Origin of the sequence: Streptomyces sp. BA2 (genome assembly GCF_009769735.1) — a bacterium.
In the GTDB taxonomy this organism is placed as follows: Bacteria; Actinomycetota; Actinomycetes; order Streptomycetales; family Streptomycetaceae; genus Streptomyces.
The window spans coordinates 78,852-101,109 of the sequence record NZ_WSRO01000002.1 but is presented as its reverse complement, the minus strand read 5'-3'; the positions used below and the strand labels follow the sequence as shown (position 1 = coordinate 101,109).

Annotated in this window: 22 protein-coding genes and 2 pseudogenes; 13 read left to right on the top strand and 11 right to left on the bottom strand. The window is 67.9% G+C overall.

Annotated elements, in window-relative coordinates:
- Positions 1–30 precede the first annotated feature (30 nt).
- Positions 31–1,038 (bottom strand): helix-turn-helix transcriptional regulator, encoded by a 1,008-nt coding sequence (locus E5671_RS03065; protein ID WP_160502319.1) that lies wholly within the window; start codon positions 1,036–1,038, stop codon positions 31–33.
- Positions 1,039–1,130: 92 nt separating this feature from the next.
- Between E5671_RS03065 and E5671_RS03060 the strand changes: the two genes are divergently transcribed.
- The gene (locus E5671_RS03060; RefSeq protein WP_160502318.1) at positions 1,131–1,541 is read left to right on the top strand and encodes a VOC family protein; all 411 of its coding nucleotides are present in this window, start codon (positions 1,131–1,133) and stop codon (positions 1,539–1,541) included.
- Positions 1,542–2,090: 549 nt separating this feature from the next.
- On the opposite strand, the gene E5671_RS03055 is transcribed toward E5671_RS03060, so the two are convergent.
- The 4 genes from E5671_RS03055 to E5671_RS03040 all read right to left on the bottom strand — a co-directional run bounded on the left by E5671_RS03055 (position 2,091) and on the right by E5671_RS03040 (position 5,955).
- Positions 2,091–2,471 (bottom strand): hypothetical protein, encoded by a 381-nt coding sequence (locus E5671_RS03055; protein WP_237330070.1) that lies wholly within the window; start codon positions 2,469–2,471, stop codon positions 2,091–2,093.
- Positions 2,472–3,284: 813 nt separating this feature from the next.
- Positions 3,285–3,629, bottom strand: a complete 345-nt coding sequence (locus E5671_RS03050) for a hypothetical protein (RefSeq protein WP_160502317.1) — start codon at positions 3,627–3,629, stop codon at positions 3,285–3,287.
- A gap of 776 nt (positions 3,630–4,405) precedes the next feature.
- Positions 4,406–4,918, bottom strand: a complete 513-nt coding sequence (locus E5671_RS03045; protein ID WP_237330069.1) for a zinc-binding dehydrogenase — start codon at positions 4,916–4,918, stop codon at positions 4,406–4,408.
- Between the two features lie 425 nt (positions 4,919–5,343).
- A complete protein-coding gene (locus tag E5671_RS03040; protein WP_030574250.1) occupies positions 5,344–5,955 on the bottom strand; it encodes a TetR/AcrR family transcriptional regulator in 612 nt (203 codons plus the stop codon).
- A gap of 144 nt (positions 5,956–6,099) precedes the next feature.
- On the opposite strand from E5671_RS03040, the gene E5671_RS03035 reads away from it, so the two are divergent.
- Genes E5671_RS03035 through E5671_RS03025 form a run of 3 tightly spaced genes read left to right on the top strand, consistent with a single transcriptional unit; the run spans position 6,100 to position 8,415 of the window.
- On the top strand, positions 6,100–6,834 hold the full coding sequence (locus E5671_RS03035) for an SDR family NAD(P)-dependent oxidoreductase (RefSeq protein ID WP_160502316.1): 735 nt from the start codon (positions 6,100–6,102) through the stop codon (positions 6,832–6,834).
- A gap of 32 nt (positions 6,835–6,866) precedes the next feature.
- The gene (locus tag E5671_RS03030) at positions 6,867–7,490 is read left to right on the top strand and encodes an NADPH-dependent F420 reductase (RefSeq protein ID WP_160502315.1); all 624 of its coding nucleotides are present in this window, start codon (positions 6,867–6,869) and stop codon (positions 7,488–7,490) included.
- A gap of 34 nt (positions 7,491–7,524) precedes the next feature.
- Positions 7,525–8,415 carry a TIGR03619 family F420-dependent LLM class oxidoreductase gene (locus E5671_RS03025; RefSeq protein ID WP_160502314.1) on the top strand — a complete coding sequence of 297 codons (891 nt, stop codon included), beginning with the start codon at positions 7,525–7,527 and terminating at the stop codon, positions 8,413–8,415.
- A 520-nt stretch (positions 8,416–8,935) separates the two neighbouring features.
- On the opposite strand, the gene E5671_RS45245 is transcribed toward E5671_RS03025, so the two are convergent.
- Positions 8,936–9,460 carry a hypothetical protein gene (locus tag E5671_RS45245; protein ID WP_202120997.1) on the bottom strand — a complete coding sequence of 175 codons (525 nt, stop codon included), beginning with the start codon at positions 9,458–9,460 and terminating at the stop codon, positions 8,936–8,938.
- 524 nt (positions 9,461–9,984) lie between these two features.
- Between E5671_RS45245 and E5671_RS03015 the strand changes: the two genes are divergently transcribed.
- From E5671_RS03015 to E5671_RS47300, 4 genes and pseudogenes are all read left to right on the top strand, one after another.
- Positions 9,985–10,200 carry a hypothetical protein gene (locus E5671_RS03015; RefSeq protein ID WP_202120996.1) on the top strand — a complete coding sequence of 72 codons (216 nt, stop codon included), beginning with the start codon at positions 9,985–9,987 and terminating at the stop codon, positions 10,198–10,200.
- A complete protein-coding gene (locus E5671_RS45240) occupies positions 10,197–10,394 on the top strand; it encodes a hypothetical protein (RefSeq protein ID WP_202120995.1) in 198 nt (65 codons plus the stop codon). Before E5671_RS03015 ends, E5671_RS45240 begins: the two co-directional genes overlap by 4 nt.
- A 64-nt stretch (positions 10,395–10,458) precedes the next feature.
- A pseudogene (locus E5671_RS03010) lies at positions 10,459–10,775 on the top strand (transposase); the annotation flags it as partial.
- Positions 10,776–11,383: 608 nt separating this feature from the next.
- Positions 11,384–11,740, top strand: a complete 357-nt coding sequence (locus E5671_RS47300; RefSeq protein ID WP_336606032.1) for a chaplin — start codon at positions 11,384–11,386, stop codon at positions 11,738–11,740.
- Positions 11,741–11,862: 122 nt separating this feature from the next.
- On the opposite strand, the gene E5671_RS03000 is transcribed toward E5671_RS47300, so the two are convergent.
- Genes E5671_RS03000 through E5671_RS02990 form a run of 3 tightly spaced genes read right to left on the bottom strand, consistent with a single transcriptional unit; the run spans position 11,863 to position 14,628 of the window.
- Positions 11,863–13,080, bottom strand: a complete 1,218-nt coding sequence (locus E5671_RS03000) for a beta-ketoacyl-ACP synthase II (protein WP_160502312.1) — start codon at positions 13,078–13,080, stop codon at positions 11,863–11,865.
- On the bottom strand, positions 13,077–13,430 hold the full coding sequence (locus E5671_RS02995) for an acyl carrier protein (RefSeq protein ID WP_160502311.1): 354 nt from the start codon (positions 13,428–13,430) through the stop codon (positions 13,077–13,079). The genes E5671_RS03000 and E5671_RS02995 overlap by 4 nt, the downstream gene beginning before the upstream one ends.
- A gap of 49 nt (positions 13,431–13,479) precedes the next feature.
- Positions 13,480–14,628 carry an SDR family oxidoreductase gene (locus tag E5671_RS02990; RefSeq protein WP_160502310.1) on the bottom strand — a complete coding sequence of 383 codons (1,149 nt, stop codon included), beginning with the start codon at positions 14,626–14,628 and terminating at the stop codon, positions 13,480–13,482.
- Between the two features lie 640 nt (positions 14,629–15,268).
- Here E5671_RS02990 and E5671_RS02985 point away from each other — a divergent pair.
- The 3 genes from E5671_RS02985 to E5671_RS02975 are packed head-to-tail and all read left to right on the top strand — an operon-like array spanning position 15,269 to position 17,690.
- Positions 15,269–16,024: an ABC transporter substrate-binding protein gene (locus tag E5671_RS02985; RefSeq protein ID WP_160509950.1), complete on the top strand. Its 756-nt coding sequence runs from the start codon at positions 15,269–15,271 to the stop codon at positions 16,022–16,024.
- 41 nt (positions 16,025–16,065) lie between these two features.
- Entirely contained in the window at positions 16,066–16,851 is a 786-nt protein-coding gene (locus E5671_RS02980) for an amino acid ABC transporter permease (RefSeq protein WP_160502309.1), read from the top strand.
- A 5-nt stretch (positions 16,852–16,856) separates the two neighbouring features.
- Positions 16,857–17,690, top strand: a complete 834-nt coding sequence (locus E5671_RS02975; RefSeq protein WP_160502308.1) for an amino acid ABC transporter ATP-binding protein — start codon at positions 16,857–16,859, stop codon at positions 17,688–17,690.
- A gap of 253 nt (positions 17,691–17,943) precedes the next feature.
- Here the strand turns inward: E5671_RS02975 and E5671_RS02970 are convergent.
- Together E5671_RS02970 and E5671_RS02965 are read right to left on the bottom strand one after the other, a co-directional pair.
- Positions 17,944–18,375, bottom strand: a pseudogene (locus E5671_RS02970) (IS21 family transposase); the annotation flags it as partial.
- Between the two features lie 1,102 nt (positions 18,376–19,477).
- Positions 19,478–20,296 (bottom strand): TetR/AcrR family transcriptional regulator C-terminal domain-containing protein, encoded by an 819-nt coding sequence (locus tag E5671_RS02965; protein ID WP_160502307.1) that lies wholly within the window; start codon positions 20,294–20,296, stop codon positions 19,478–19,480.
- 86 nt (positions 20,297–20,382) lie between these two features.
- Here E5671_RS02965 and E5671_RS02960 point away from each other — a divergent pair, with 86 nt between their 5' ends.
- On the top strand, positions 20,383–21,342 hold the full coding sequence (locus E5671_RS02960; protein ID WP_160509949.1) for an ATP-binding cassette domain-containing protein: 960 nt from the start codon (positions 20,383–20,385) through the stop codon (positions 21,340–21,342).
- Positions 21,342–22,163, top strand: coding sequence for an ABC transporter permease (locus E5671_RS02955; protein WP_160502306.1), 822 nt, complete (start codon positions 21,342–21,344; stop codon positions 22,161–22,163). Before E5671_RS02960 ends, E5671_RS02955 begins: the two co-directional genes overlap by 1 nt.
- Positions 22,164–22,258 lie beyond the last annotated feature (95 nt).

The following is a 22,258-nucleotide window of genomic DNA, read 5'->3' as shown; positions in this document are numbered from 1 at the left end:
GAGACACCTCGATGACTCGGGCTCGGGTCGCTAGGAGCGCTCGGTCCGGGCGCAGTGCACGAGCCGTTCGGCGAAGGCTTCGACGAGGTCGCGGAGCTCGTCCGGGCGCTCGATGACGAAGGGCCGGTCCAGCGAGGCCAGTACGGCAGGCAGCCAGTCGAGCCGGTCCACGCGCATCTCTACGCGAGACCACGGCTCATCCGGCGGGTCCGTGCTGTCCGGAGTCTCCCGGGCCGGCAGTTCCTCCACGAGCGCGACGCCCGGCGGAAGCCGGGTGTGAATGTGCTCGGTCGTGCCTTGGACGCGCAGGGTCACCGCATGCCGGTACGGAGCCGTGGCGAGCCCTGTCAGGACGCGCTCGGCGGAGTCGAGTCCAGCGGGCGGCTCGAACGAGCCCGGCAGGGCCCGTACGTCGGTGACGCGGTCCAGGCGAAACGTGCGGTCCTGGCCGCCGGTCGAAAGGTCCGCCCCCGTCACGTACCACTTGCCGGAGTGGGCGACGAGCCCATAAGGGTGCAGTGTGCGTTCGCTGGGTCGGCCGCTCGCGTCGGTGTACCTGATCGAGACCGGCCGGTGGTGGTGCACCGCGTCGGCGACCGGCAGTAGGACCTCCGAGTCCGGGGCGACTGTTTCGCCGGGCTGAGCGGTAAAGGCAAGGGAAGCGAGCACGGCGTCGAGTCCGAGCCGCAGCCGCTCGGGCAGTACTCGGCGGATCTTGGCCGTCGCCGTCTCACCCGCCGTACCGGTGGCGGCCGTCAGGCCGGTGCGCCGACCCGCGACCAGGCCGAGCAGCACGGCCAGCGCCTCGTCGTCGCCGAGCATCAGCGGAGGCATGCGGTGGCCAGGGGAGAGCCGGTAGCCGCCGTAACGGCCACGGACCGCTTCGACGGGCACATCGAGGTCGACGAGGTGGCTGACGTAGTGCCGCACCGTGCGTTCGTCGACGTCGAGACGGTCGGCGAGTTCGGACGCGGTTCTGATGCCGCCCGACTGCAGGAGCTCAAGGAGGGTGAGTACGCGGGCGATGGGACGAGGCATGTGCGGAAGTCTCCCCGACAATACCGGGCGGGTTTCGCCCGGTATTGGTCATAGTCTCAGGTCAGAAGCACGGATCGACCAGGAGAAGACCGATGAAATTTGTCTCTGTCCGCATCATCACGAGCGACGTCGCCCGCCTCGTCGACTTCTACGAGCGCGCCACCGGCGTGGTCGCCGACTGGGCCAACGAGGACTTCGCCGAACTCAGGGTCGCCTCGGCCACCCTCGCCATTGGCAGCACCCGTACGGTTCCGCTGTTCGCGCCCGGATCCGCCCGCCCGTCCGACAACCACAGCGTCATCCTCGAATTTCTCGTCGACGACGTGGACGCTGTGCACAAGAACCTGACCGGCTTCGTGGAGGACTTCGTAAACGAGCCCACTACGCTGCCGTGGGGCAACCGCTCGCTCCTGTTCCGCGATCCCGACGGCAACCTGGTCAACTTCTTCACCCCCGTCACACCGGCGGCCGTCGAGAAGTTCGGCACACCTCTTCTCCCATGACATCTTTCTGCGCCCCCACCCCAGCGGCGGAGGCGCAGAAAGATGCGGTCCAGGACGTGAGGGTGAGTCGGCTCTTGCGGCCTCCTGATCACATAGGCCCGATCCAGATTCTGTGCCATGGTCGCCGCCGCGACCGGCGGCACCGAGCCAACCCTTGAGCAAGCCGAAGCTGTTGAACTCAGATCTGGATGCGGGGGCATGGGGTCCGTAGGACCGCTGTGCCGGCCGCCGCAGTGCTGGCTGGGACCGGGCAGGTGGCCTTCCTGTGTCCCGGCGGCGACGCGTTCTGCCTTCGTCGTACGTGGCCCCGGTCGGCGGTGTAGAGGCGAAGGGCGATGTTTCCTGCCGCCCCTGCACCGGGATCCGGCCGGACAGCGGGTGCCCGCCGATGACCTGTACGAGGGGTGTTGATGGCGATGCCGCAGTGGGGCGCGATTCACGTTGCGGCAGGTGGCGTCGCTGTTGGGGATCTCAAGGTCTGCGGCTCATCGCATCCTCAGTCACTTCGCACCGCCACCGGCTATCTCGCAAAATCCGCCGCGCCTGCCCTCAGCAGGTCAAGCGACGTTCGGCGCTCTCGTAGGTGGCGAGGTTGGAGTCGACACCCACGACCGTTTTGTAGGTGTAGGTGCCAGAACCCGTGCAGTTCCAATACGCCAGTTTGGTGCCGCTCTCCAGCGGGGTCCAGTCCATCTCCTCCCAGCCGTACCAGCGGTGACGCTGCAGGGATATCGTGGCGTCCGTGCAGCCGCTGCGGGTCTTGCCGGCCTTGCCGATGATCTCGCTGATGCCCTTGTAGGGGGCCGAGATGCTGTAGCAGTTCCGGTCCCAGTCCGAGGCGGCGGCCGGAGTGGCGGGCATCAACAACGTGGCCGCGCAGGCCAGTGCGAGGGCGACGGATGACTTTCCGGCGAACCCGAGAGTGCTCATGACAAACGTTCCTGTCTGCGAAAACATGCGGGATGCAACCTACAAGAACACTCTTTCACCGGGGCCGAGACAAGATCAAGCCAGCGCCTTCACACCGTCAAACTCGTGCGAGCTGCGGCGACTTGGCGTCAACCGTACCCGCCGGTGAGGCACTTTCGACCTGCGGTCGAGGTGGCATGGTGCAGGGTGAATGCGGCTTGGACAAGGCCTGTGATGCGGCTGGTCGAGCAGTGAAGTCACCTCCGGCCGGCCCGGGCCGATGAGGAGACGAGCGAGCGGCTGGTCGGCGGCCGCGAACATCGCGCCGGCCTCGGTGCTCTCCGCCCCAGGGGATCTCACAGACGCCAGGCTCACGCCATCACTCAACGGAACCGAACTTCCCGGGCACACGCCGGGGGCCTTCTACTTCGGCGCCGACTTGACCAAGATTGTCGGCCCCATCGGATCGGCGGGACCCCGGTTCGCGGCGGTTGCGGCGGAGTGGCTGCAACTCGCGGCGCGGACGCGCGATGCGGTGGCGGTGGCCTCGCGCGGCGGCGTGTGCCCGTCCCCGGGGTTCTCGCCCCTGACGGGGTCTCCTCTGTGCGGGGCGGGCATTGATGGGCGGTGAGGGGGCTGTTCAGGGCTTCCGGTTCTTCTCTGGCTCACGGCCAGTCGGCTAGCTGACTGGCCGATCAGTCAGGAACTGCCTCAGAAGTGCCTTGAGGCCGGCTCCGTGTTCGGCGGCCTCAACACTGTGCCGGGCCCGCTCCCGGGGCCGCCCGCCCTGGCGGCGAGTCGGCCCTGAAGGGAGATCGGCGGATGAGAATGCGCTCAGTCGAAGACGACCGAGCGCACCTTCAGTCGCTCCGAAGCGCCGCCGGTGTGCGGGCGGAGTTTGAAGAACGCGCCCTGGCAGTCGGGCTCGCTGAAGACCGTGGCCCAGGCGTCGGTGCGGTTCTTGGGGGAGTGGCCGGGTTGGGGGTTGTCCTGGCCGACGCCGGGAAGAGTGAGGCACTGTTCGTTGGGCGGGTTGGTGAGGAAGCCGGTGACGTCGTAGCCCTCGTCGGTGACGTAGTCGTACCGGAACTGGCCGGTTGCGGCGGAGGCGGAAGCGGGGTTCATGGCGAGGAGCAGGGCGGCGCCGAGAACGGCTGTGAAGGCGGAACGAAAACGCATCGAGGGGTCTTTCTGCCGGGCGGGAACGGAACATGCCGTGGCCTTATTGCCCACTCAACGCAGAGGGCACCGGTGCTTCACCCGTATGGACAGTGAGGAAACGAACCTGCATTACTCCGAAAGGCTCCGGGGCCCGCTTTGGGGTCAATCCAGCTATGCCGACGTGGACTTGTATGCGACCAGCGGCTTCGACGCCCCGCGGCTGGTGCTGTACTCCTGGATCAGCCGACTGCCGTCGAGTCTCTCGGGGGAAGTCATGCGCAGCACGATCAGGTATGCCGTCGTTGTTGTCCCGCATCCGTAGCCAGGCGGGGCATCTGCTGGGGTGTGAGTGGGTGGTGGGGCGGCGGTGGTTGGTCAGCAGTCGGTTTGATCTTCCAGGCCGTGTTTGTACGCGGGTCGGTGTGCGAATATCCGTGATTGTGTCGACTGCCATGAGTTGACTGTCGGCTGCCGTGGAGTTCCTAGCGTGGGGCCTGAGTCCACCCCCTTGCGCATACCGCATGACATCGGCGTAGCGCGAAGCACCCGCCGTGTCACCCCCGACAACCCTTCGGGAAGGTCAGTAGGAACAGTTCGGGTGCCTCAGTCTCGCTTGTTGTCTGACCAGATCCAGCTCCGAGTCACACGCGCGCCGCCTTATATGGACGCCAACTGTCTCAATCGCGCCGAGAGAGAGTTTGCCTCTCCTTGGAGGCCAGCCGGGATGTCGAACTCGATAAGCGTCCTGGCATGCATGATCCGGGCTGAGGGGGCCGGTGTCGGCGTCGCTCGGGTCAGGGGGTCAGGACGGTCTTGCCGGCCAGCTCTCCGGCGGCAGCCGGGGAGCGGACCGCGCCCTGGTCGGCGCGCAGCCGCTCGGCCAGGTCTCCGCCCTCGACGCGGGCGGCGAGCTCGGCGATTCGGGCGAACCGGCCGGCGGCGCGGGCGTGGACCGTGGCCAGGTCGGCCAGGGGCAGCCGCTGGGCCACCTCGATCGCCAGATCGCCTGCGTCGATTCGGGCGACCAGTTCGGCGAGCTGGGTGACGTCGCTGCGCACGAACACGTGCACCGTGCGCACGCCGCGCCCGGCGTCCTGCGGGCCGGGGGTGGTGATGCTGACGAAGGCTCCGCCGTCGGCGACCAGGTCCACCAGCTGCGCGTTCTCCTCGGGTCTTGCGGGAGTCAGCTGCAGCACCACGTCGAAGTGCTGCCCGGCCAGCGCCTGCACAACGGGGGTCACGGTGTAGTCGACGGTCCGGTCCGCGCCGTAGGAGCGGACACGGTCGCGGCTGCGCGCTACTGGCAAGTGCGGCTATGAGAACTTGCGGAATACCCAAGGGGCAGAGGGCTACGTCGACAGGACCGGGCAAGACGGAGCCCCCGTACGGATCAGTGAGCATTTTCAGCATGGCCACCGATCGGGTGTCGGTGGCAGGGTGAGGGCAAGGCCCGCAACGGACAAGCCCCCGGCGCCATTGAGCCGTCCGGCAGAGCGCTGAGGCTGTTCAGCCACTACGGCAGCCTGCTGGGCCGGCATCTATCCGGCCGACCACGGCGGCGGATCCTCGCGGGTCGCCGGTCTCCCCAGCGGCTTCTACTGCGGCCTTCAGCGGGCGGCCAGTTCCGTAAAAAGCCAGCAGGTCCGGTTCAGGTGCCGGGCGAAGGGTGTCGCCTACCAGCGGGTGCAGCAGCGTGACCGGCAACGAGTCCAGCCCGGCCCGGAGTGCCGGGTCAACTCGACACTCCCTCCCGTCGGCGGTTGTGGCCCGCAGTGGCGGGGAGAGCGTTATCGATGAGGACGGCGGCGATCGCGGCGGCGGTGGGGAAGGCATCAGCGTCGAGGACCCGGGTGCGGGCAGCGGCGCCATCGATGAGCAGGGCGAGCTGCTCGCCGAGCTGTTCAGGGTCGGCGGCGCCGGCTTCGCGGGCGGTGTCGGCGAGCCGCGCGGCAACGGCCTTCTTGTAGTCGCGTGCGTACTGGGACGCGGGGTGCTGGGGGTCGTGGAGCTCCACGGCGGCAGCGATGTACGGGCACAGGGGTGTGTCTGGGGAGATGTCGAAGGCAGCGAGGAGCCGTTCGCGGGGTGTGAGGTCGGTGCGGTCGAACACGCCGGACAGAACGGAGGGGTCGAACCGTCGCAGGTATTCGGCGACGAGTTCGTCCTTGCCGGTGAAGTGCTGGTAGGCCGTGCGCTTGGACACCTCGGCCGCCGCACAGAGCTCGTTCATGCCGGTGCGGTTGATGCCCTGCTCGCGGAACAACTGCTGGGACGCGCTGATGATGCGCTCGCGGGCGCCCCGGCCGCGGCGGCTGCCCGTGGGGCCCTTCTCCAACTCCGTCATGGGTCCAGCGTACCGCAGCTAGGTAACGACCGGTGTACATAGCTTGCGCCCCGGCCACCCGCCGCGTACGTTAAGCACACTAGGCGGTGTACTTAACTCCGTCGTCCCAGGCACACACGGCACCACCGACCCAAGGGAATGACCATGGGAAAGCTCGACGGCAAGGTCGCGGTCATCACCGGCGGCACCACCGGCATGGCGCTGGCCGGCGCGAAGCTGTTCGTCGACGAGGGAGCACACGTCTTCATCACCGGCCGCCGCCAGGACGCCCTGGACGAGGCCGTGAAGCAGATCGGCCGCAACGTCACCGGCGTCCAGGGCGACGCCGCCAACCTCGACGACCTGGACCGCCTGTACGACACCGTCAAGCGGGAGAAGGGAAGCCTCGACGTGTTGTGGGCCAGCGCCGGCGGCGGCGCGCCCGCCCCGCTCGGCGAGATCACCGAGGCCCAGTTCGACACCTGGTTCGGGCTCAACGCCCGCGGCACCCTGTTCACCGTCCAAAAGGCCCTCCCGCTCTTCAACGACGGCGGCTCCATCCTCATGACCGGCTCCAACGCCTCCCTCGGCGCCTTCCCCGGCTGGAGCGTCTACGCCGGCAGCAAGGCCGTCCAGCAGGCCTGGGCCCGCATCTGGCTCAACGAGCTCAAGGACCGCCGCATCCGCGTCAACGTCCTGACCCCCGGCCAGGTCGCCACCGCCAAGCAGGAAGAACTCTTCGACGAGGCCACCAGGCGCCAGTTCGAGTCCCTCATCCCCCGCGGCCAGATGGGCCGCCCCGACGAAATCGCCACCGCCGCCCTCTTCCTCGCCTCCGACGACTCCAGCTACGTCAACGGCATGGAACTCGTCGCCGACGGCGGCACCACCGCCATCTGAACCCAACAAGACGCACCAGGACAGGACACCTCATGAGCAACATCAGCATCATCGGCACCGGGAACATGGCCCGCACCATCGGCGCGCGGGCGATAGCGGGCGGCAACACCGTCGAGATCATGGGCCGCGATCAGTCCAAGGCCACCGACCTCGCCAAGACGCTCGGCGGCGCCGCCACGACGGGAGAATGGGGCGCCGCCCCGGCCGGGGACATCGTCATCGTCGCCCTGCTGCACGACGGCGTCGTACCGGCCGTCGCCCAGTACGGAGAAGCCCTCGCGGGCAAGGTCATCGTCGACATCAGCAACCCCTTCAACTCCACGCACGACGGGCTGGCCCACCGCGAGCAGACCTCGATCGCGCAGGAAGTCGCCAAGACGGCACCCGCAAGCGCCAGCGTGGTGAAGGCGTTCAACACCGTCTTCCGCCATGTCCTGGAAAAGGGTCGGCCCGACGTCTTCCTCGCCGGCGACAATGCGCGGGCCAAGGCAAGTGTGGAGGCGTTCATCAAGAGCCTCGGGCTGCGCCCGCTGGACGTCGGCGGCCTGACAATGGCGCACTGGCTGGAAGGAGCGGGCGTGGTCACGGTGGGCCTGGCCAACCACGGGGTGGGGAACCTGGACTTCGCCCTCAGCATCACCGAGCTTCCCGTCTGACCGGACGGTTGACGGAACACCGAAAGGACTCGGCATGAAGCTTGGTTTCACACTTCCCATCATCGGGCCCGCTATCAGCAGCGCCGCTGGCCTGAGCGCGTTCTGCCGCGGAATCGAGGACCTTGGCTACGACACGCTGTGGGTCGGCGATCGCCTGGTACAGCCGGTCGAGATGCACAGCACCTATCCGGGCAGAGAGCAGCCGTACCCGCCGCAGATGAAGCGATACCTCGACCCGGTGCTGCTGTGGACCGTCGCCGCGACGGCGACCAGCCGGGTGCGGCTGAATGCAAGCACGCTCAGCACCTTCTACTGGGAGCCACCGCACCTGGCCCGGATGCTGACCACACTCGACGTGCTCAGCGAAGGACGTCTCGAAGTCGGCGTGGGACTCGGGTGGATGAAGGACGAGCACGACATCTCCCGCAGCGCAGACTGGCACCGGCGCGGGCGGATGCTCGATGACCTCGTGGCGTTCCTGCACGAGTGGTGGACGGCCAACCCGGTTTCCTGGGAAAGCGAGTTCTTCTCGCTGCCGCCGGTCCACGCCGACCTGCGACCGGTGCAAGCAGGCGGGCCGCCCATCTGGATTGGCGGCACCAGCGAGGCCGCGATGCGCCGGGTCGGCCGCAGCGCCACCGGCTGGCTCGGGATCGATTTCCTCCCGGACGAGGTCGCCGACCAATTGTGGTTGCTCGCGCGCCAGGCGGCGCAGGGGGCCGGCCGCGATCCCGACGCGCTGAAGAAGGCCATCCGTATCAACCTCGAACCGGGCACGTCCGTTGGTTCGCTGGCCGACAAGCTCAAGCGCTTGGCCGAGTCCGGTGCGGACGAGGCGTTCGTGGACGCCTTCGCACTGTTCCCCGACCTTGAGCAAATGCTTGACTTCGCCGGCCAGGTGATCGCGCGTACCGGTCGGTTGTGACTACCCAGGAGCAGTAGGCCAAGGACTTCCTCGCCTGGTTGCCCGTCGGGAACACGGAACGCTGCGCGGCTTAACGTCCCCGCCCCACTGGGCCAGGAGCGCGGCGCCCCGCGGCCTTGGCCCAGTGGCACTCAGACATTCAACCCGTTTCGCCATCGAGACTGTTCAACGGGGCGGGATCATTTGCACCCCCTGCGTGCTATGTCTGCCGCGTAGCCGAGTCTCGTGTTGCCGGCGTCGTGGGACCAGGCCACCGCGCAGGTGATTGAGAGGCCCAGAACCTCGCTCAATACCGACGCCGGGATCTGAGCTGCAAGGTCCAGCAGGGCTGTGTTGCGGCTGGCGCGAGCACGGATGCCGAGCCTGTTGAGCCGTACGGTCAGGTGGCTTGCGGTCATGGCTTGTCCGGCGCGGCCGCCTGGGAAGAGCCACGGGCCTTGGCCGTGGTGTCCCAGGACAGCGAAAGCCTGTCGGCTACGGGCGAGTTCGAGGAGCAATGATCCCAGCGGGTCGGGAATCTCTACTGGTCGGGATCCCAGCTGGAGCTGAACGCCATCGGCTTCAGCCAGGATCTTGTCTGTGGTGACCGCTCCTGTTCCAGTGGCGCCACAACTCCTCCTTCGGCTCGCTGACCGAAAGCGCCGTGATGCGGTTGCTGCGGCAGGTCTGCAACCGGATCGGTCAGTACGCCCCGCGGTTCGCCGACCTGGCCTTTACCGCGTACGACTTCCGACGCCTGTTCGCCACCGACCTGTGAGGCTTCGTCCAGTGGTTCCTCGACCTCTCGTCGAGGAGTTGCTCCCACTCGGCCCAAGTGGAGCACTGCGTGGGCGCTGGCTGCATCCGGACCGCAGAGGTCTGCCTGGGTGAAGGCGGGGATGCCGAGGTCGACCAGCTGTGGCCGGCCGTCGGCGCGGCTGGTCTTGAGGCCGTTGAGCTTGGCCATCGCGGCGCCGAAACTGACCTGGAGTCCTTCGACCTCGCCAAGCCATAACCGCATCGATCCTGCCTCTGCGACCTGTCCAGGAACGTCGTCGGCGGCCACCTGGAGCATTTTGTTCGGCGTATACGGTGAAGCGGGTCCTTCAATGGCGATCCTGCCCCTGCGGAGAGCCCATTGGCCGACCCATGAGGCGTCGTTTTCCCACTCACGGTCGGACGGAGTGATGCTCCAGGTGCCATCCCCAACTTCGACGTGGATAGGTGTGTTGTCCCAGATGTCGGGAGAGACGACCTCCCATGATCCCTTGAGGAAGGCGCTGACTGCCCGCCCGACAGGGCCGGTGCCTGTCCCGGTCGCGGAAGCGGGACTCTTGTCACCGTCCTGCTCCTTGCCGCATGCGCCAAGGAGCGATGCCCCCACGCCGACGGCCAAGTACCGTAACGCGGTCCGCCGCCTCAACACCTGCGTCACAGCCCGCACGCCGCGAAGACGCGGTTTGCCAGTTGCCACAGAGCCTCCTGGTGTCTGCCAACCGGAATTGTAGTGAGCATGCCCTTCTGTCGTTGGTTCGAAATACGAAGGTGGCGTCCCTCTGTGTGGCATAAGAAGGCATCTGATCTAGGCAGTTGGTGTTCTGGGACTACGCCAAGTGGGAAGCCGACGGCACCACTCAACAGGTCCACGACCTGCTCCGGGACAAGACCCGGCAAGCCCAAGGCCGCAACCCGCAGCCGACGGTGGCCGTGATCGATGCGCAAAGCGTGAAGACCTCGACCAACGTCGCCGAGACCAGCCAGGGCGTCGACGCGGGCAAGAAGATCAAGGACGCAAGCGGCACTTGATCACCGGCACTTTGGGGCTCGTGCTGGCCGTCCTGCCGACAGACGAAGCCGAGGCCGCCGCCTTGATCGGCAACGGCGCAGACAAGATCGTCGGTGGCCCGAAGAAGTACGTGCTGGGGCACTTCAACGCCCTGCGCGAGTTCTACCATGCCGCATCCCAACGGCAGCTTCTCGTCGTGCTCTGGTGGGACTGACACCGACCGCCTCACCGTCGGCTCACGTCAGCAGCTGGGGAATTACGTGAGCGTCCACACAGCCGCCGCCAACCGCCTCGGCCTGCGCAAGGTGTGGGTCGACGGCGGCTACCGCAAGCACTTCATCGACCGCGCCGCCATTCTCGGCATCGACCTCGAGATCGCTCAACGCACTCCCGGGAGCAGGGGGTTCACCCCGATCCAAAACGCTGGGCCGTGCAGCGGACCTACGGCTGGCTCATGCTGCACCGCCGCCTGGCGCGCGACTACGAGACCCACTCGCACCGCTCTGAAGCCATGATCCACCTCGCCATGACCGACCTCATGGCCCGCCGTCTCACCGGCGAGAACACCATCTCTTGGCACGACCCCGGTCCCAAACCCTCCAGCCCAGGCCCCGGGCGGCCGCCCGGCTCGAAGAACCAACGGCCGCCCACACGCCACGACATCGGTTCGGTCTCGAACTCGTCACCGGCTAGCCCTACCGTCGGCCCGCCCACCACAAGACGGGCGCCGAACCACGGAGAGTCAGTTGAGCAGCCGGGTCAAGGCCTCTCCGGCCGAGCGGCAACTGCATCGATCCCAGACGCGCGCAGCTTGCGAGCCAGAAACTCCATCTCGGGCATCGTGCCTGAGTGGGTTCCCGCCACGACCTCGCTCAGCACGGACTTGACGTCGGCCAGACCAATACCGAGTTCTGCCCGTAGAACGCGCATGATCGCAGCGTTCCTTGCCGAGGGAACTACCTGAAGGTGCGCTGGTCCACACTGGGCGAGCAGCTGGCTCCGTAGTGCGGCTGGAAGGTCATCACCGCACGAAGCCAGCGCAAACCCGCAGGCTGGACACCTGGACTCCGTGTCCCAGCGCAAAGAGCCACTTACCAGGGCTTGGACACCCCAGCACTCCAACTCCGCACCACAGTCCTGGCACCCAGCCGAGTACCTGATGGACTCGACGACCATCTGCTCCATCCCCACCCCTTCAAGGAGATGAGGTTAAACGACAAGCTCACGGGGATGCCACGATGCTCCCTTTGGGCGATTGCCGGTGCGTGCGCTTCGTCGTTGGCAGTGCGAAACGGGCGAGCTCATCGACATCGTGGAGGATCCATGCGTGCTCACGCATTTGCTGCTGCTGTCTGTATGGCGGTCACGGGAGTGCTGTCTGGGGCTGGGGCGGCAGCGGCTGGTGCCGGGGCGGGAGTGGCAACTGCCGGTTCGCCCGGCGTGTACTCCGGCGGGATTCTGTCCGTGCCGGTCAACGTACCGGTTCACCTGTGTGGCGGGAACACCAATGTAGTGGGGCTGCTGAACCCGTCTTTCGGCACCGCTTGCGCCGGGCGCTGACGAGTGACGGGCCGTGCACCACGAGCGGGTGTGTGGCCCGGCCGCGGGTGAAGCCAAGAGGAGGCCGGGCCGTCCGGGGGAGAGGGCTTGGCGCCTGAGTGTGTGGAGGAGAGGGCTCGCGCTCAGGGCTTGCGCAAGATGATGGCGGCGTTGTGTCCGCCGAAGCCGACGGAGTTCGACAGCACGGCAGAAAGGGCTGCGGTGCGGGGCTTCTTGGTGACGATGTCGAGGTCGATGTCAGGGTCGGGACGGTCGAGGTTGGCGGTCGGGGGGATGATGCCGTGGTGCAGGGACAGCACGCTGCAGACGGCCTCGATCGCGCCGCCACCGCCGATGGAGTGCCCGAACACGCTCTTGTTGGCGGTGACCGGCGGCGGTGTGCCGAAGACGCGGCGTAGCGCGCGGGCCTCGGCCAGGTCGTTGAGGGAGGTGGAGGTGCCGTGGGCGTTGACGTGGTCGATGTCGGCGGCGCGGAGTCCGGCATCGTTGAGGGCGGCATGCATGGCGCGTGTGGCGCCCTCTCCCTCCGGGTGCGGGGCGACGCAGTGGTAGGCATCGCTGGACAGGCCCTGGCCGGCCAGTTCGGCGTAGAGGGGGGCGTTGCGGGCCCGGGCGTGTTCGGTGCGCTCCAGGACAAGGACGCCGGCGCCTTCGGCCAGGACGAAGCCGTCGCGATCGGCGTCGAAGGGGCGGGAGGCCCTGGCTGGGTCGTCGCAGCGGCCGGAGAGCGCGCCCATCCGCCAGAAGGCGATCGCCCCCAGCTGGCAGCGTGCCGAGTCGGTACCACCGGCGATGACGATGTCGCAGCTGCCGGAGTCCAACAGCATTTTCGCCGCGCCCAGGGCGGCGGTTCCCGAGGCGCAGACGGTGCTGGTGCACATGGTCGGGCCCTGAGCGCCGAGGTCGAGGCCGACCTCTCCGGCGGCCATGCCGGGCTGGCTGCGGGCGACGAGGCTGGGGGTGACCGCTCCGTACCGTCCCTGGGCGACTTTGGCGTATTCGGGCATGTGCTCCAGGGCGCTGCCGCCGACGCCGATGACCACGCCGACTCGGGTGCTGTCCCATTCGGCGGGGTACAGGCCCGCGTCGGCGACGGCCTCGCGTGCGGCGATCACGGCGAACTGGATGAACCGGTCGGTGCGCCACCGCAGACCCCGGCCGAGCGAGTCGGCGAGTAGCTGCTGCGGCACGCGGCAGGAGAAGTCCACGGGCAAGCCCTGGAGTTCGGGATCGGTGGCTGCGGTGGGTGTCGCGCTGAGCAGGCGTTCCCAGGAGCCTTTGGTGCCGATACCGGCCGGGGTGACCAGGCCCAGGCCGGTGACGGCTACGGCGGCGCTCACCGCGGTGTGTCCGTCGAGGGGATCAGCGGTCGTGCGCCGTCCTGCTCGGAGCCCGGTTGCGCTCCGATGGATGCCGTCGCCTGGGCGGCGTGCAGCGCGCGGGCGTCGGCGAGGAGTTGGGCGAGGATGGGTGCGCCCTCGGCGAGGGTGGTCTGTGCGCCGATGCCGGGGATGCTGGCAGGCATGGGTACGCCTTCCTCGTCCTCGAGGATGGCCAGCATCTCGGCCATCGCCAGGGAGTCCATGTCCAGCTCTGCGAAGGTGGCTTCGGGGCGCACCAGATCCTCCTCGATCTCGAAGTGTTCGCGCAGCATGGTGACGATGCGGTCCTCCAGCGGCTGGGATGCCATGGTGTTCTCCTTCGTGGTGGCAGACGCGCCGCGGCGCGTGCGTCCGGCTTCAGATGCCTGAATGCAGCGGCGTCGTGGGGCGCGCGGGGCTGCTCAGGGCCGCCTTGAGGTAGGTGGCATCCAGGGCGGGCGGGGCGGCGGCGCCGTCGCGCTGTTCGGCCAGGTCCAGGGCAGTGCGCTCGTAGTGACGACGGTGGTAGCTGTAGCGGTCGGAGCCGGGCAGCAGGGACGCCACGAAGGTTTCCAGGCTGGTGGGATCCGGCAGGTGGCCGACGATCCGGGTGCGCACCCAGGGGGCATTGGCGGCCATGGCGCCGAGCCAGTGGGCGAGAGGGGTGTCGGCCGGGTGCACCACGTGGTGTGTCGTGGTGCCCGGCGCGCTGTCGGCCCGGGCCAGACGGATCATGGCATCGGCGGCGTATTCCACGGGTGTCAGGTTGATCAGGCTGTCGGGGCGGCCGGGCAGCCGGATCTGCACATTGCCTTCGGCGTCCGGTGCGAGGCCGAAGCGCTGGGCCAGAGCGTGAGGACCGTGGGCGGCCAGCCGGTTCAGCTTCAGCCGGAGGGCGGCGTGCGGGTGGCGGGGGCCGCGCAGGCCGGGGGGCCGGTCGCTCAGCAGGGTGCTGGGGCGCAGCACCAGGGCGCGGCGGCCCTCGGCGGCCCAGGCCCGTACCAACTGCTCGGCGTGGTACTTGGACTCCTCATACGGGGTCAGAAAGCCGTGCGAGGCATCCAAGGCGTCCGCACCGATCATACCGGTGGGGCGCCCGCCTGCGACAAAGGCCGTGCTGATGTGGACAAAACGCGGTCGACGGCGCCCGGCGGCCGCCAGGTGCAGCATCCTGCGCGTGCCGTCCACGTTGACCTGACTGACCACCTCCCAAGGCGCTTGCAGGTCTGTGCAGGCGGCGCTGTGCCAGATTTCGTCGGCCTCGTCAGCCAGCTGCTGGAACACGGGCGGTTCGGCGCCCAGCTGCTGTCGGTGCAGGTCTGCCGGCACGACGCGTAGCTGGCCGGTCTGCAGGAAGTGCCCTGCTGCCGGCAGGCCGGCGAAGTGCAGGGCCCGTACCAGGCGGCGACCGGCAAAGGCCGGGGTGCCGCGCGTCAGGGCGAGGACGGCGACGCCCGCGGACAGCATCCGGGCCATCAGATGGGCTCCCAGGAAGCCGGTTGCCCCGGAGAGCACAATCGTGGGCATGTATGGCGCCTTCCTCAGGGGTCGGAGTTGGTCGCTCGTGCGCCGATGCACTGCAGCAAAGCGGGTGACTCTGGCACGTACAGCCGGTGGCGGGCAGGGACAGCCGGGCTCCACCAGCCTGGCGCCTGCACCTCACGGGCACCAATGGCACACGCACGGCGTCACCCGGATGCCTCAGACGTCGCGCGTGCCGGATCGGAGGGCTTCGCACACGGGCCACGAGCCGCAGCCCCGGAGCTCCGGGTGCGGGCAGATCCGGGGCCTGCGTGACCCCACGCAGGCGGTGGTCGTCGCGTACGAGTCGGGGCTCGTGGTGCCGGGCGCTACGGGGACATAACCTCTCTGCGTCTCCGGCTGCCCCTCGCCGCCGATTCGGAAGCTGACGCAGAGTAAGGCCATGATGGCAGAGGGGAGTTGATGTCGTGGAGATCGAGTGTGTTACCCATACGCAATCCCGAGGGCGGGACAAGAGCCCTGGTCGGTGGCAGGATGCACCGCAACTTGCGCAGCACACAGCGCTGTTGATCTCGCTCGCGCCCTGGTTCGAGCCTGCCCTGGAGGTCCTGTGTCCGCTCGTCCCCCGAAGTCCGTTCGTTCCCCGGTGGCTGCCATAGCCCTGACCGCAGTCGCCGGCCTGCTGATGACGGGCTGCACCAGCACCAAGGCCGACAGCGACGGCGACAAGGGCGCCTCGGGGATCAAGCTCGTCTCGTCCGGCAAGATCAAGACCTGCACGCATCTGCCCTATCCGCCGTTCCAGTCGAAGAAGGACGGCAAGATCGTCGGCTTCGACGTGGATCTGGTCGACCTGGTCGCCAAGGAACTGGGGGTCGAGCAGGAGATCGTCAACACACCCTTCGAGGGCATCGAAACCGGCCAGGACTTCAACATCCGCAAGTGTGACCTGGCCGCCGCAGGCATGACGATCACCGACGAGCGCGACAAGGTCATGGACTTCTCGGACCCCTACTTCAACGCCACCCAGGCGCTGATCACCAAGAAGGGGAAGCCCTACAAGACCTTCGAGGACCTCAAGGGAAAGAAGCTCGGCTACCAGAAGGCCACCACCGGCGGCATCTACGCCAAGAAGGAGAGCAAGGGCCTCGACATGGAGCTCGTGGAGTACGAGGACGTCGGCTTGCTGCTCACGGCGGTCAAGGCCGGCAAAGTCGACGCGGGCATCAACGACAACGGCGTGCTCTTCGAATACATCAAGGACAACCCGGACACCGAGGTGACCGCGGAGTTCGACACCGGTGAGAAGTACGGAATCGGCTTCCGCACGGGCAACGACTCACTGCGCACGAAGGTCAACGAGGTCCTCAAGGAGGCCCGGACCGACGGCAGTTACGACAAGATCTACAAGAAGTGGTTCGGCACCACTCCGCAGAGCTGACCTCGAGCATTCAAACGGCTGACCAGAGGAGTTCTGCACGTATGTCCATGTCCCGACGGCGGCGGGCACGGCTGTTCCGCGGCGTCCAGTACGCCGTGCTGCTCATCGCCATAGCCGTGTTCGCGCTGGTGGCCGACTGGGGGACACTGCGCCAGGCGTTCTTCGACGTGGAGATCGCCAAGGCGCTGTTCCCCGAGGTGATCACCACCGCGCTGGTCAACACCGCCTACTACACGCTGCTCGGCTTCGGCTTCGGCCTGGGGCTCGGCATCGTGCTGGCACTGATGCGGCTGTCCCCGGTGCCTCCGTACCGCTGGATCGCGATCGCCTATATCGAGTTCTTCCGCGGCGTTCCCTCCCTGCTGGTGTTCATCGCGCTCGGCTTCGGTGTGCCGCTGGCCTTCGAGGTCGCGCTCGACATGGACATCACGGTGATGCTGTCTCTGGGCCTGGTGGGCGCCGCCTATATGGCCGAGACGATCCGCGCGGGCATTTTGGCGGTGCCCAAGGGGCAGACGGAGGCGGCCCGTTCGCTGGGCATGTCACCGGGGCGTGCGATGGTGTCGATCGTGATGCCGCAGGCGTTCCGGATCGTGCTGCCGCCGCTGACCAACGAGCTGATCCTGCTCACCAAGGACTCCTCACTGGTGTATCTGCTCGGCCTCTCGCTCGGCCAGTTCGAGCTGGCCAACTTCGGCCGGGACGCGCTGAACGAGCACAAGAGCCTGACCCCGATCCTGATCGCCGGACTGCTGTATCTCGTCATCACCCTCCCGCTCGGCCATCTGGTGCGGCGGCTCGAGGCCCATACGGCGAAAGCCAGGTGAGCACCATGAAGTTGGACAAGGCACCCGACGCGCCCGCACCTTCGGGCCAGGCGATCGAGGTGCGCGAGCTGCGCAAGTCGTTCGGCGATCTGGAGGTGCTCAAGGGCATCGACTTGACGGTCGGGCGCGGTGACGTGGTCTGTGTCATCGGCCCTTCGGGCTCCGGCAAATCGACCCTGCTGCGCTGCGTCAATCTCCTGGAAGAGCCCACGTCGGGCACGGTGACGGTGGCCGGCACGGAGGTCACCGACCCCGATGTGGACATCGATCGCGTACGCCGTCGGATCGGCATGGTCTTCCAGTCCTTCAACCTCTTCCCGCACCTCACGGCACTGGAGAACCTGACCATCGCGCAGCGCCGCGTGCTGCGGCGGAGCAAGGAGGAGGCGGAGCGCATCGCGCGGGCCAACCTCGCGCGGGTGGGCCTCGTCGACAAGGAGCAGTCCTATCCGGCGCAGCTCTCCGGCGGCCAGCAGCAGCGGGTCGCGATCGCCAGGGCGCTGTCCATGGACCCCGAGCTGATGCTCTTCGACGAGCCGACCTCCGCGCTCGACCCCGAACTGGTCGGGGACGTACTCGCGGTGATGCGCTCGCTCGCCCAGGAGGGGATGACGATGCTGGTCGTCACCCATGAGATGAGCTTCGCGCGCGAGGTCGCCGACCGGGTGGTCTTCATGGACGACGGAGTGATCGTCGAGGAGGGCACGCCCGAACGTGTGGTGGGCGACCCGCAGCACGAACGGACCCGAATTTTCCTGGCGCGCGTACTCGATCCTGCGGCGGCGGAAATAGGCGAGGTCCCGGACACAGGACCGCACGAGAAGCGCGTGGACCGCTGAGTGCACCTCGGGACCGGGTATCCCGGCGTGCGGGCATGCGGGAGAGGTGCCCCTCAGGGACGCTGACCTGCACGGACAAGTGGATCGGTGGGTCTGACAGACACATTTCCCGCGTTCTCGGGTAGCGGGGCCGTTGTGCAATCCTGTCGTTCATCTTCGCCATGATCCGGCGGACGTCCGCCGATCCGGCTTCCACCAGCCAGGACGCGGCGCCAGGGCCAAGCGCTAGGAAGGCGGCCTCCACAGACGGCCTCCACAGAACTGTCTTGCGTCCCTGGATCGTTGGCCCGTCGCCGAAGTCGTACTGAAGCCAGAGGCCCGGCTCGGTCACCCACGGTCGATAGACCCGCCGCCGTCCGGCTCTGAACTGGGTTTTTGCTTCCGCGACGGTGCGGCGGGTGGTGCGTTCCCCGCCTGTGAAGCCCATCGCGACGATCCGCTTGTGAACCACGTCCGCACGGATCTTGCCCTGCGAACGCACCACGAGTTCCTCGATCTTCGGCAAATAGTCGTCGATCGCGCGAGCTCGATGACGCCTCTGATCGGGGTGCTGACCGGCAGCCCGCATCTACACGTATCGGGCCACCGTGTGGTGATCGCACCCAGCCAGCTCGGCCGCGGCACGGTAACTGCCTGTCAGGTCATACGCCTCAGGGATCTCCATGATCTCCCTGCTGTTCTTCACCCGCTCCGGGCTGCCCAGAGCAAACTTGTCCAAGCGGGTGGGGAGTTCTAACCAGCCGTACGTGGTCAGGCGGGTGTAGTGGTGGGTGGCGGCCAGGTCGCGCCAGGCGGGTGGCGCGGAAGGCCAGGCGCTGGGCCAGGGGCGGCGGGATCAGCGGGCAAACTCAAGGAACTACGGGCCCGGGACGCCGGGAAACTCGCCCAGCTGGGCCAGGACGTCGAACATCTCGTCTACGCTCTCCACCAACTCACAGCAGATAACGACCAGTTGCGCACCTGTGCAGCGGCCCTGCACGGCCACACCCGTGCACTGCCCACGCCGCCGCGCGCCGCGGGCGCTCGTCCGCCGGGTGCACCGCAGAACCTGGATCATGAGTCATGCGACCATCCGCTGACCGCTGCCTCACCGTGCGGACGGAAGGTCGCTGGCCGTCATGTCGCCGCGCAAGCGCAGTACGCGGGGCCGATGACGGAATCGGCCATACTCATCCGGTCGTTCCTGGTCGGCCTCGATTTCCACCACCACGCTCGCGCTGACCGGCAGGTAGCTGACCGGGGCGGCGCCGGGCAGTCCGCCCACCGTTCCGGGGAGTTCGGCCAGGTCCTAGCCGATGGGCTGCAGCAAGGGCGCCAGCTCGCGGCGGACCGCCTGCGTTTGCGGCAGGCTCACGCCCACTGCCCGCATCCGGCCATCGCCCCGGGGCAGGCCGAGCACCAGGCACTGAGTGGCCGGGGTCCGGCCGCTGACACCGAGCACGGCGGCCTCGCTGGTATGCGTGCGCCGGCACTTCAGCCAGCCCGAGAACGGCCCGCGACATAGGGGAGGTTCGGTTTGACCGCCAAGCCCTCGACGCCGCCCAGACTGCCCACCCACCGCAGAGCCGTCTGTACGTCGCCGGTGGCCGGGACCTGCCCCGGTGGCCGGGACCGGCCGAATGGGCGCTGGCCCACCCTCCAGTACCTCAAGCAGCCTGCCTCGGCGCTCCTCACAACAAAAACGACGTGAAGTCGTGGACGAGGACGTCGGATGCAGAACCGCGGTGGCGTACTACGGCCGCGGGGAACATCGGTACAGCCGTGGCATTTAAGGCACGGCTGTGCGTCTATCTGGCTCTTGATGTTCTCTCGGATGGCCGACGACGAGCCTGCCCTGGCCCGTCCTGGTCTTCCCGCCCCTCTCGGTGCGCCGACGTCGGAGACTCGGCCGTTGATGGGAGGGCCGCGGCGATGCAGTCGAGGACGCGCTGAAGCCCATGCCGGAACTGGGCTTCGCGGCTCAGATGCGGCTGGCGCGCCTCCATCACGATCTTGGTGAAGATCGGGTACTCCCCGCTCTTCACCAGCCGGTCGATGTACGGGTAGCTCCGCGCCATCCATTCCGACTCGCTGAGTCCGCTGCGTTGGACTTCCCTGGCCGTGCTGATTTCCTCGCGGACGGTGCCCTCGGCGTAGCTGTTCAGCAGGGCCACGAGGTCGAGGTTCTCGTCGATGGGGACGAAGGCGTCGAGCACCCCCATCAGCCGTTCGACCAGGAGCAGTTGGTTGGGGCCGAAGCTGGGGAGGGAGCGCTGCACGGTGGCGATCCACGGGTGCCTCATCCACATGGTCCGCAGTCCGTCGGCGTAGCGGGTCAGGTCGGCGCGCCAGTCGCCCGAGGGCATGTCCGTGACGTCGATCTCGCCCATCACCTGGTCGGCCATGAGCTCGACCAGGTTCTCGCGGCTCGGGACGTACCGGTAGAGCGACATCACGCCGGCGCCGATCTCGGCGGCGATCCGCCGCATGGTGGCGGCCTCCAGCCCTTCGGCGTCGGCGATCCGGACGGCGGCCTCGGTGATCTTCGCTCGGCTGTAGACCGGCGTCGGCCCGTAGGTCGCGCGCTCGGGCCGCATCCAGATGTTCACGTACTCGGCGTCAGTCACCGTTCCACCTCCTTGGTTGCGTACATAGTACCCAGTCGCTTAGCGTGTCGGTCGAGACCGCGTACAAGGTACCCAGTGGAGGCGTTATGCCTGACCCGATCGTGGTCGCAGAAGGGCTGCACAAATCCTTCGGCGACACCCGCGCCCTGCGGGGTCTGGACCTGAGCGTCCCGAGAGGAACGGTCTGTGGCGTGCTGGGGCCGAACGGCGCGGGCAAGACGACCGCGGTGCGCATCCTGGCGACCTTGTCCGATCCTGATGCCGGGCATGCCCGTATCGCCGGATACGACGTCGTGCGCGAGGCCGGCAAGGTGCGTGCCAGGATCGGGCTCGCGGGCCAGCATGCGGCCGTTGACGAGAAGCTCACCGGCCGCGGCAACCTGCGCATGTTCGCGCGCCTGTCCCATCTGTCCCGGCGCGACGCGCGCCGACGGGCCGACGAGCTGCTGGAGCGCTTCGCTCTGATGGACGCTGCCGATCGGCCGGTCGCGGGCTACTCCGGCGGCATGCGCCGCCGCCTCGACCTGATCACCAGCCTCATCCTGCGCCCCGAGGTGCTCTTTCTGGACGAGCCGACCACCGGCCTGGATCCGCGCAGCCGCGGCGAGATCTGGGACAGCATCCGCGAGCTGGTGGCGGACGGCACCACGGTGCTGCTCACCACGCAGTACCTGGACGAGGCCGACCAGCTGGCCGACGACATCGCGGTCGTCGACCACGGACGGGTGATCGCCACGGGCTCTCCCGACGAGCTGAAGACCACGATCGGCGATCGCCTGGATGTCGAACTCGAAGACCCTGCCACCCTCGATCCGGCGGCGGCCGCGCTGAAAGCACTAGCCGGGGCCGATCCCCTCGTGACGGGCGCCGACCGGCTCAGCGTCGCGCTGCCTGGCCGCAGCTTCCGGTTCACGGAGATCGTGCGTGAGCTCGAACGAGCCGGTGTCGCCGCGGCCGACGTGCAGCTGCGCCGCCCCACCCTCGACGAAGTGTTCCTGCGCCTCACCGACCAGACCGACCAAACCGATGAAAAGGAGCTGGTCTGATGAGCGACCTCGCCCCGCCGCTGGGCAACCGCCTGCGGTGGACGTTCACCGACGGGCTGACCCTGGTCGGCCGTGAGCTGGGCCGACTGCGGCAGGCTCCCGGCGAAATCGTCGCGGCGCTGATCTTCCCGGCCGTCATGGTCGTGCTGTTCGGGTACGTCTTCGGCAGCGCGATACAGGTGCCGGGCGGCGGCGACTACCGCGAGTACCTCATGCCCGGCCTGTTCGCCATGGTGACCTTCTCCGCGTGGCTGGGGGTCATGACGCGGATGGCCGCCGACGCCTCCCGCGGTGTGATGGACCGGTTCCGCTCCATGCCGATGGCGCGCTTGGCGGTACCGTTCGGGCAGACCGGCGCTGACCTGCTGACCGGCCTGATGATGCTGGCCGTGATGGTGAGCACGGGCCTGCTCGTGGGCTGGCAGCCGCACCGCGGCCTGCTCCCCACCCTCCAGGCGTTCCTGCTGATGATCGTGCTGCGGTACGCGCTGAGCTGGGTGGGCGTTTATGTGGGCCTTGCGGTGAAGAACGACCAGGTCGCCGACGCGATGGTCCCGCTGGGCCTGCCGTTCACGATGCTGTCGAACGCCTTCGTCCCGACCGACGGCATGCCGGGCTGGCTGCGCTTTTTGGCCGACTGGAACCCGGTGAGCGCGCTCACCGTCGCCGCACGGGAGCTGTTTGGCAATCCGGGCGCTCCGGCCGGAAACGTGGCCTGGTCACTGGCGCATCCGGTGACCACCGTCCTGCTCTGGTCGGCTGCGCTCCTGGTGATCTTCGTCCCGTTGTCACTGCGCGCCTACACGCGCAGAGGGCGCTGAATGCTGCGGTCATCTGCCTGAATGCCCCGCGCCGCGCCAGCGCGGTGCGAGGCGCCACCGACAACCCCCGATCGATGAGAGACCGCGCACCTCAA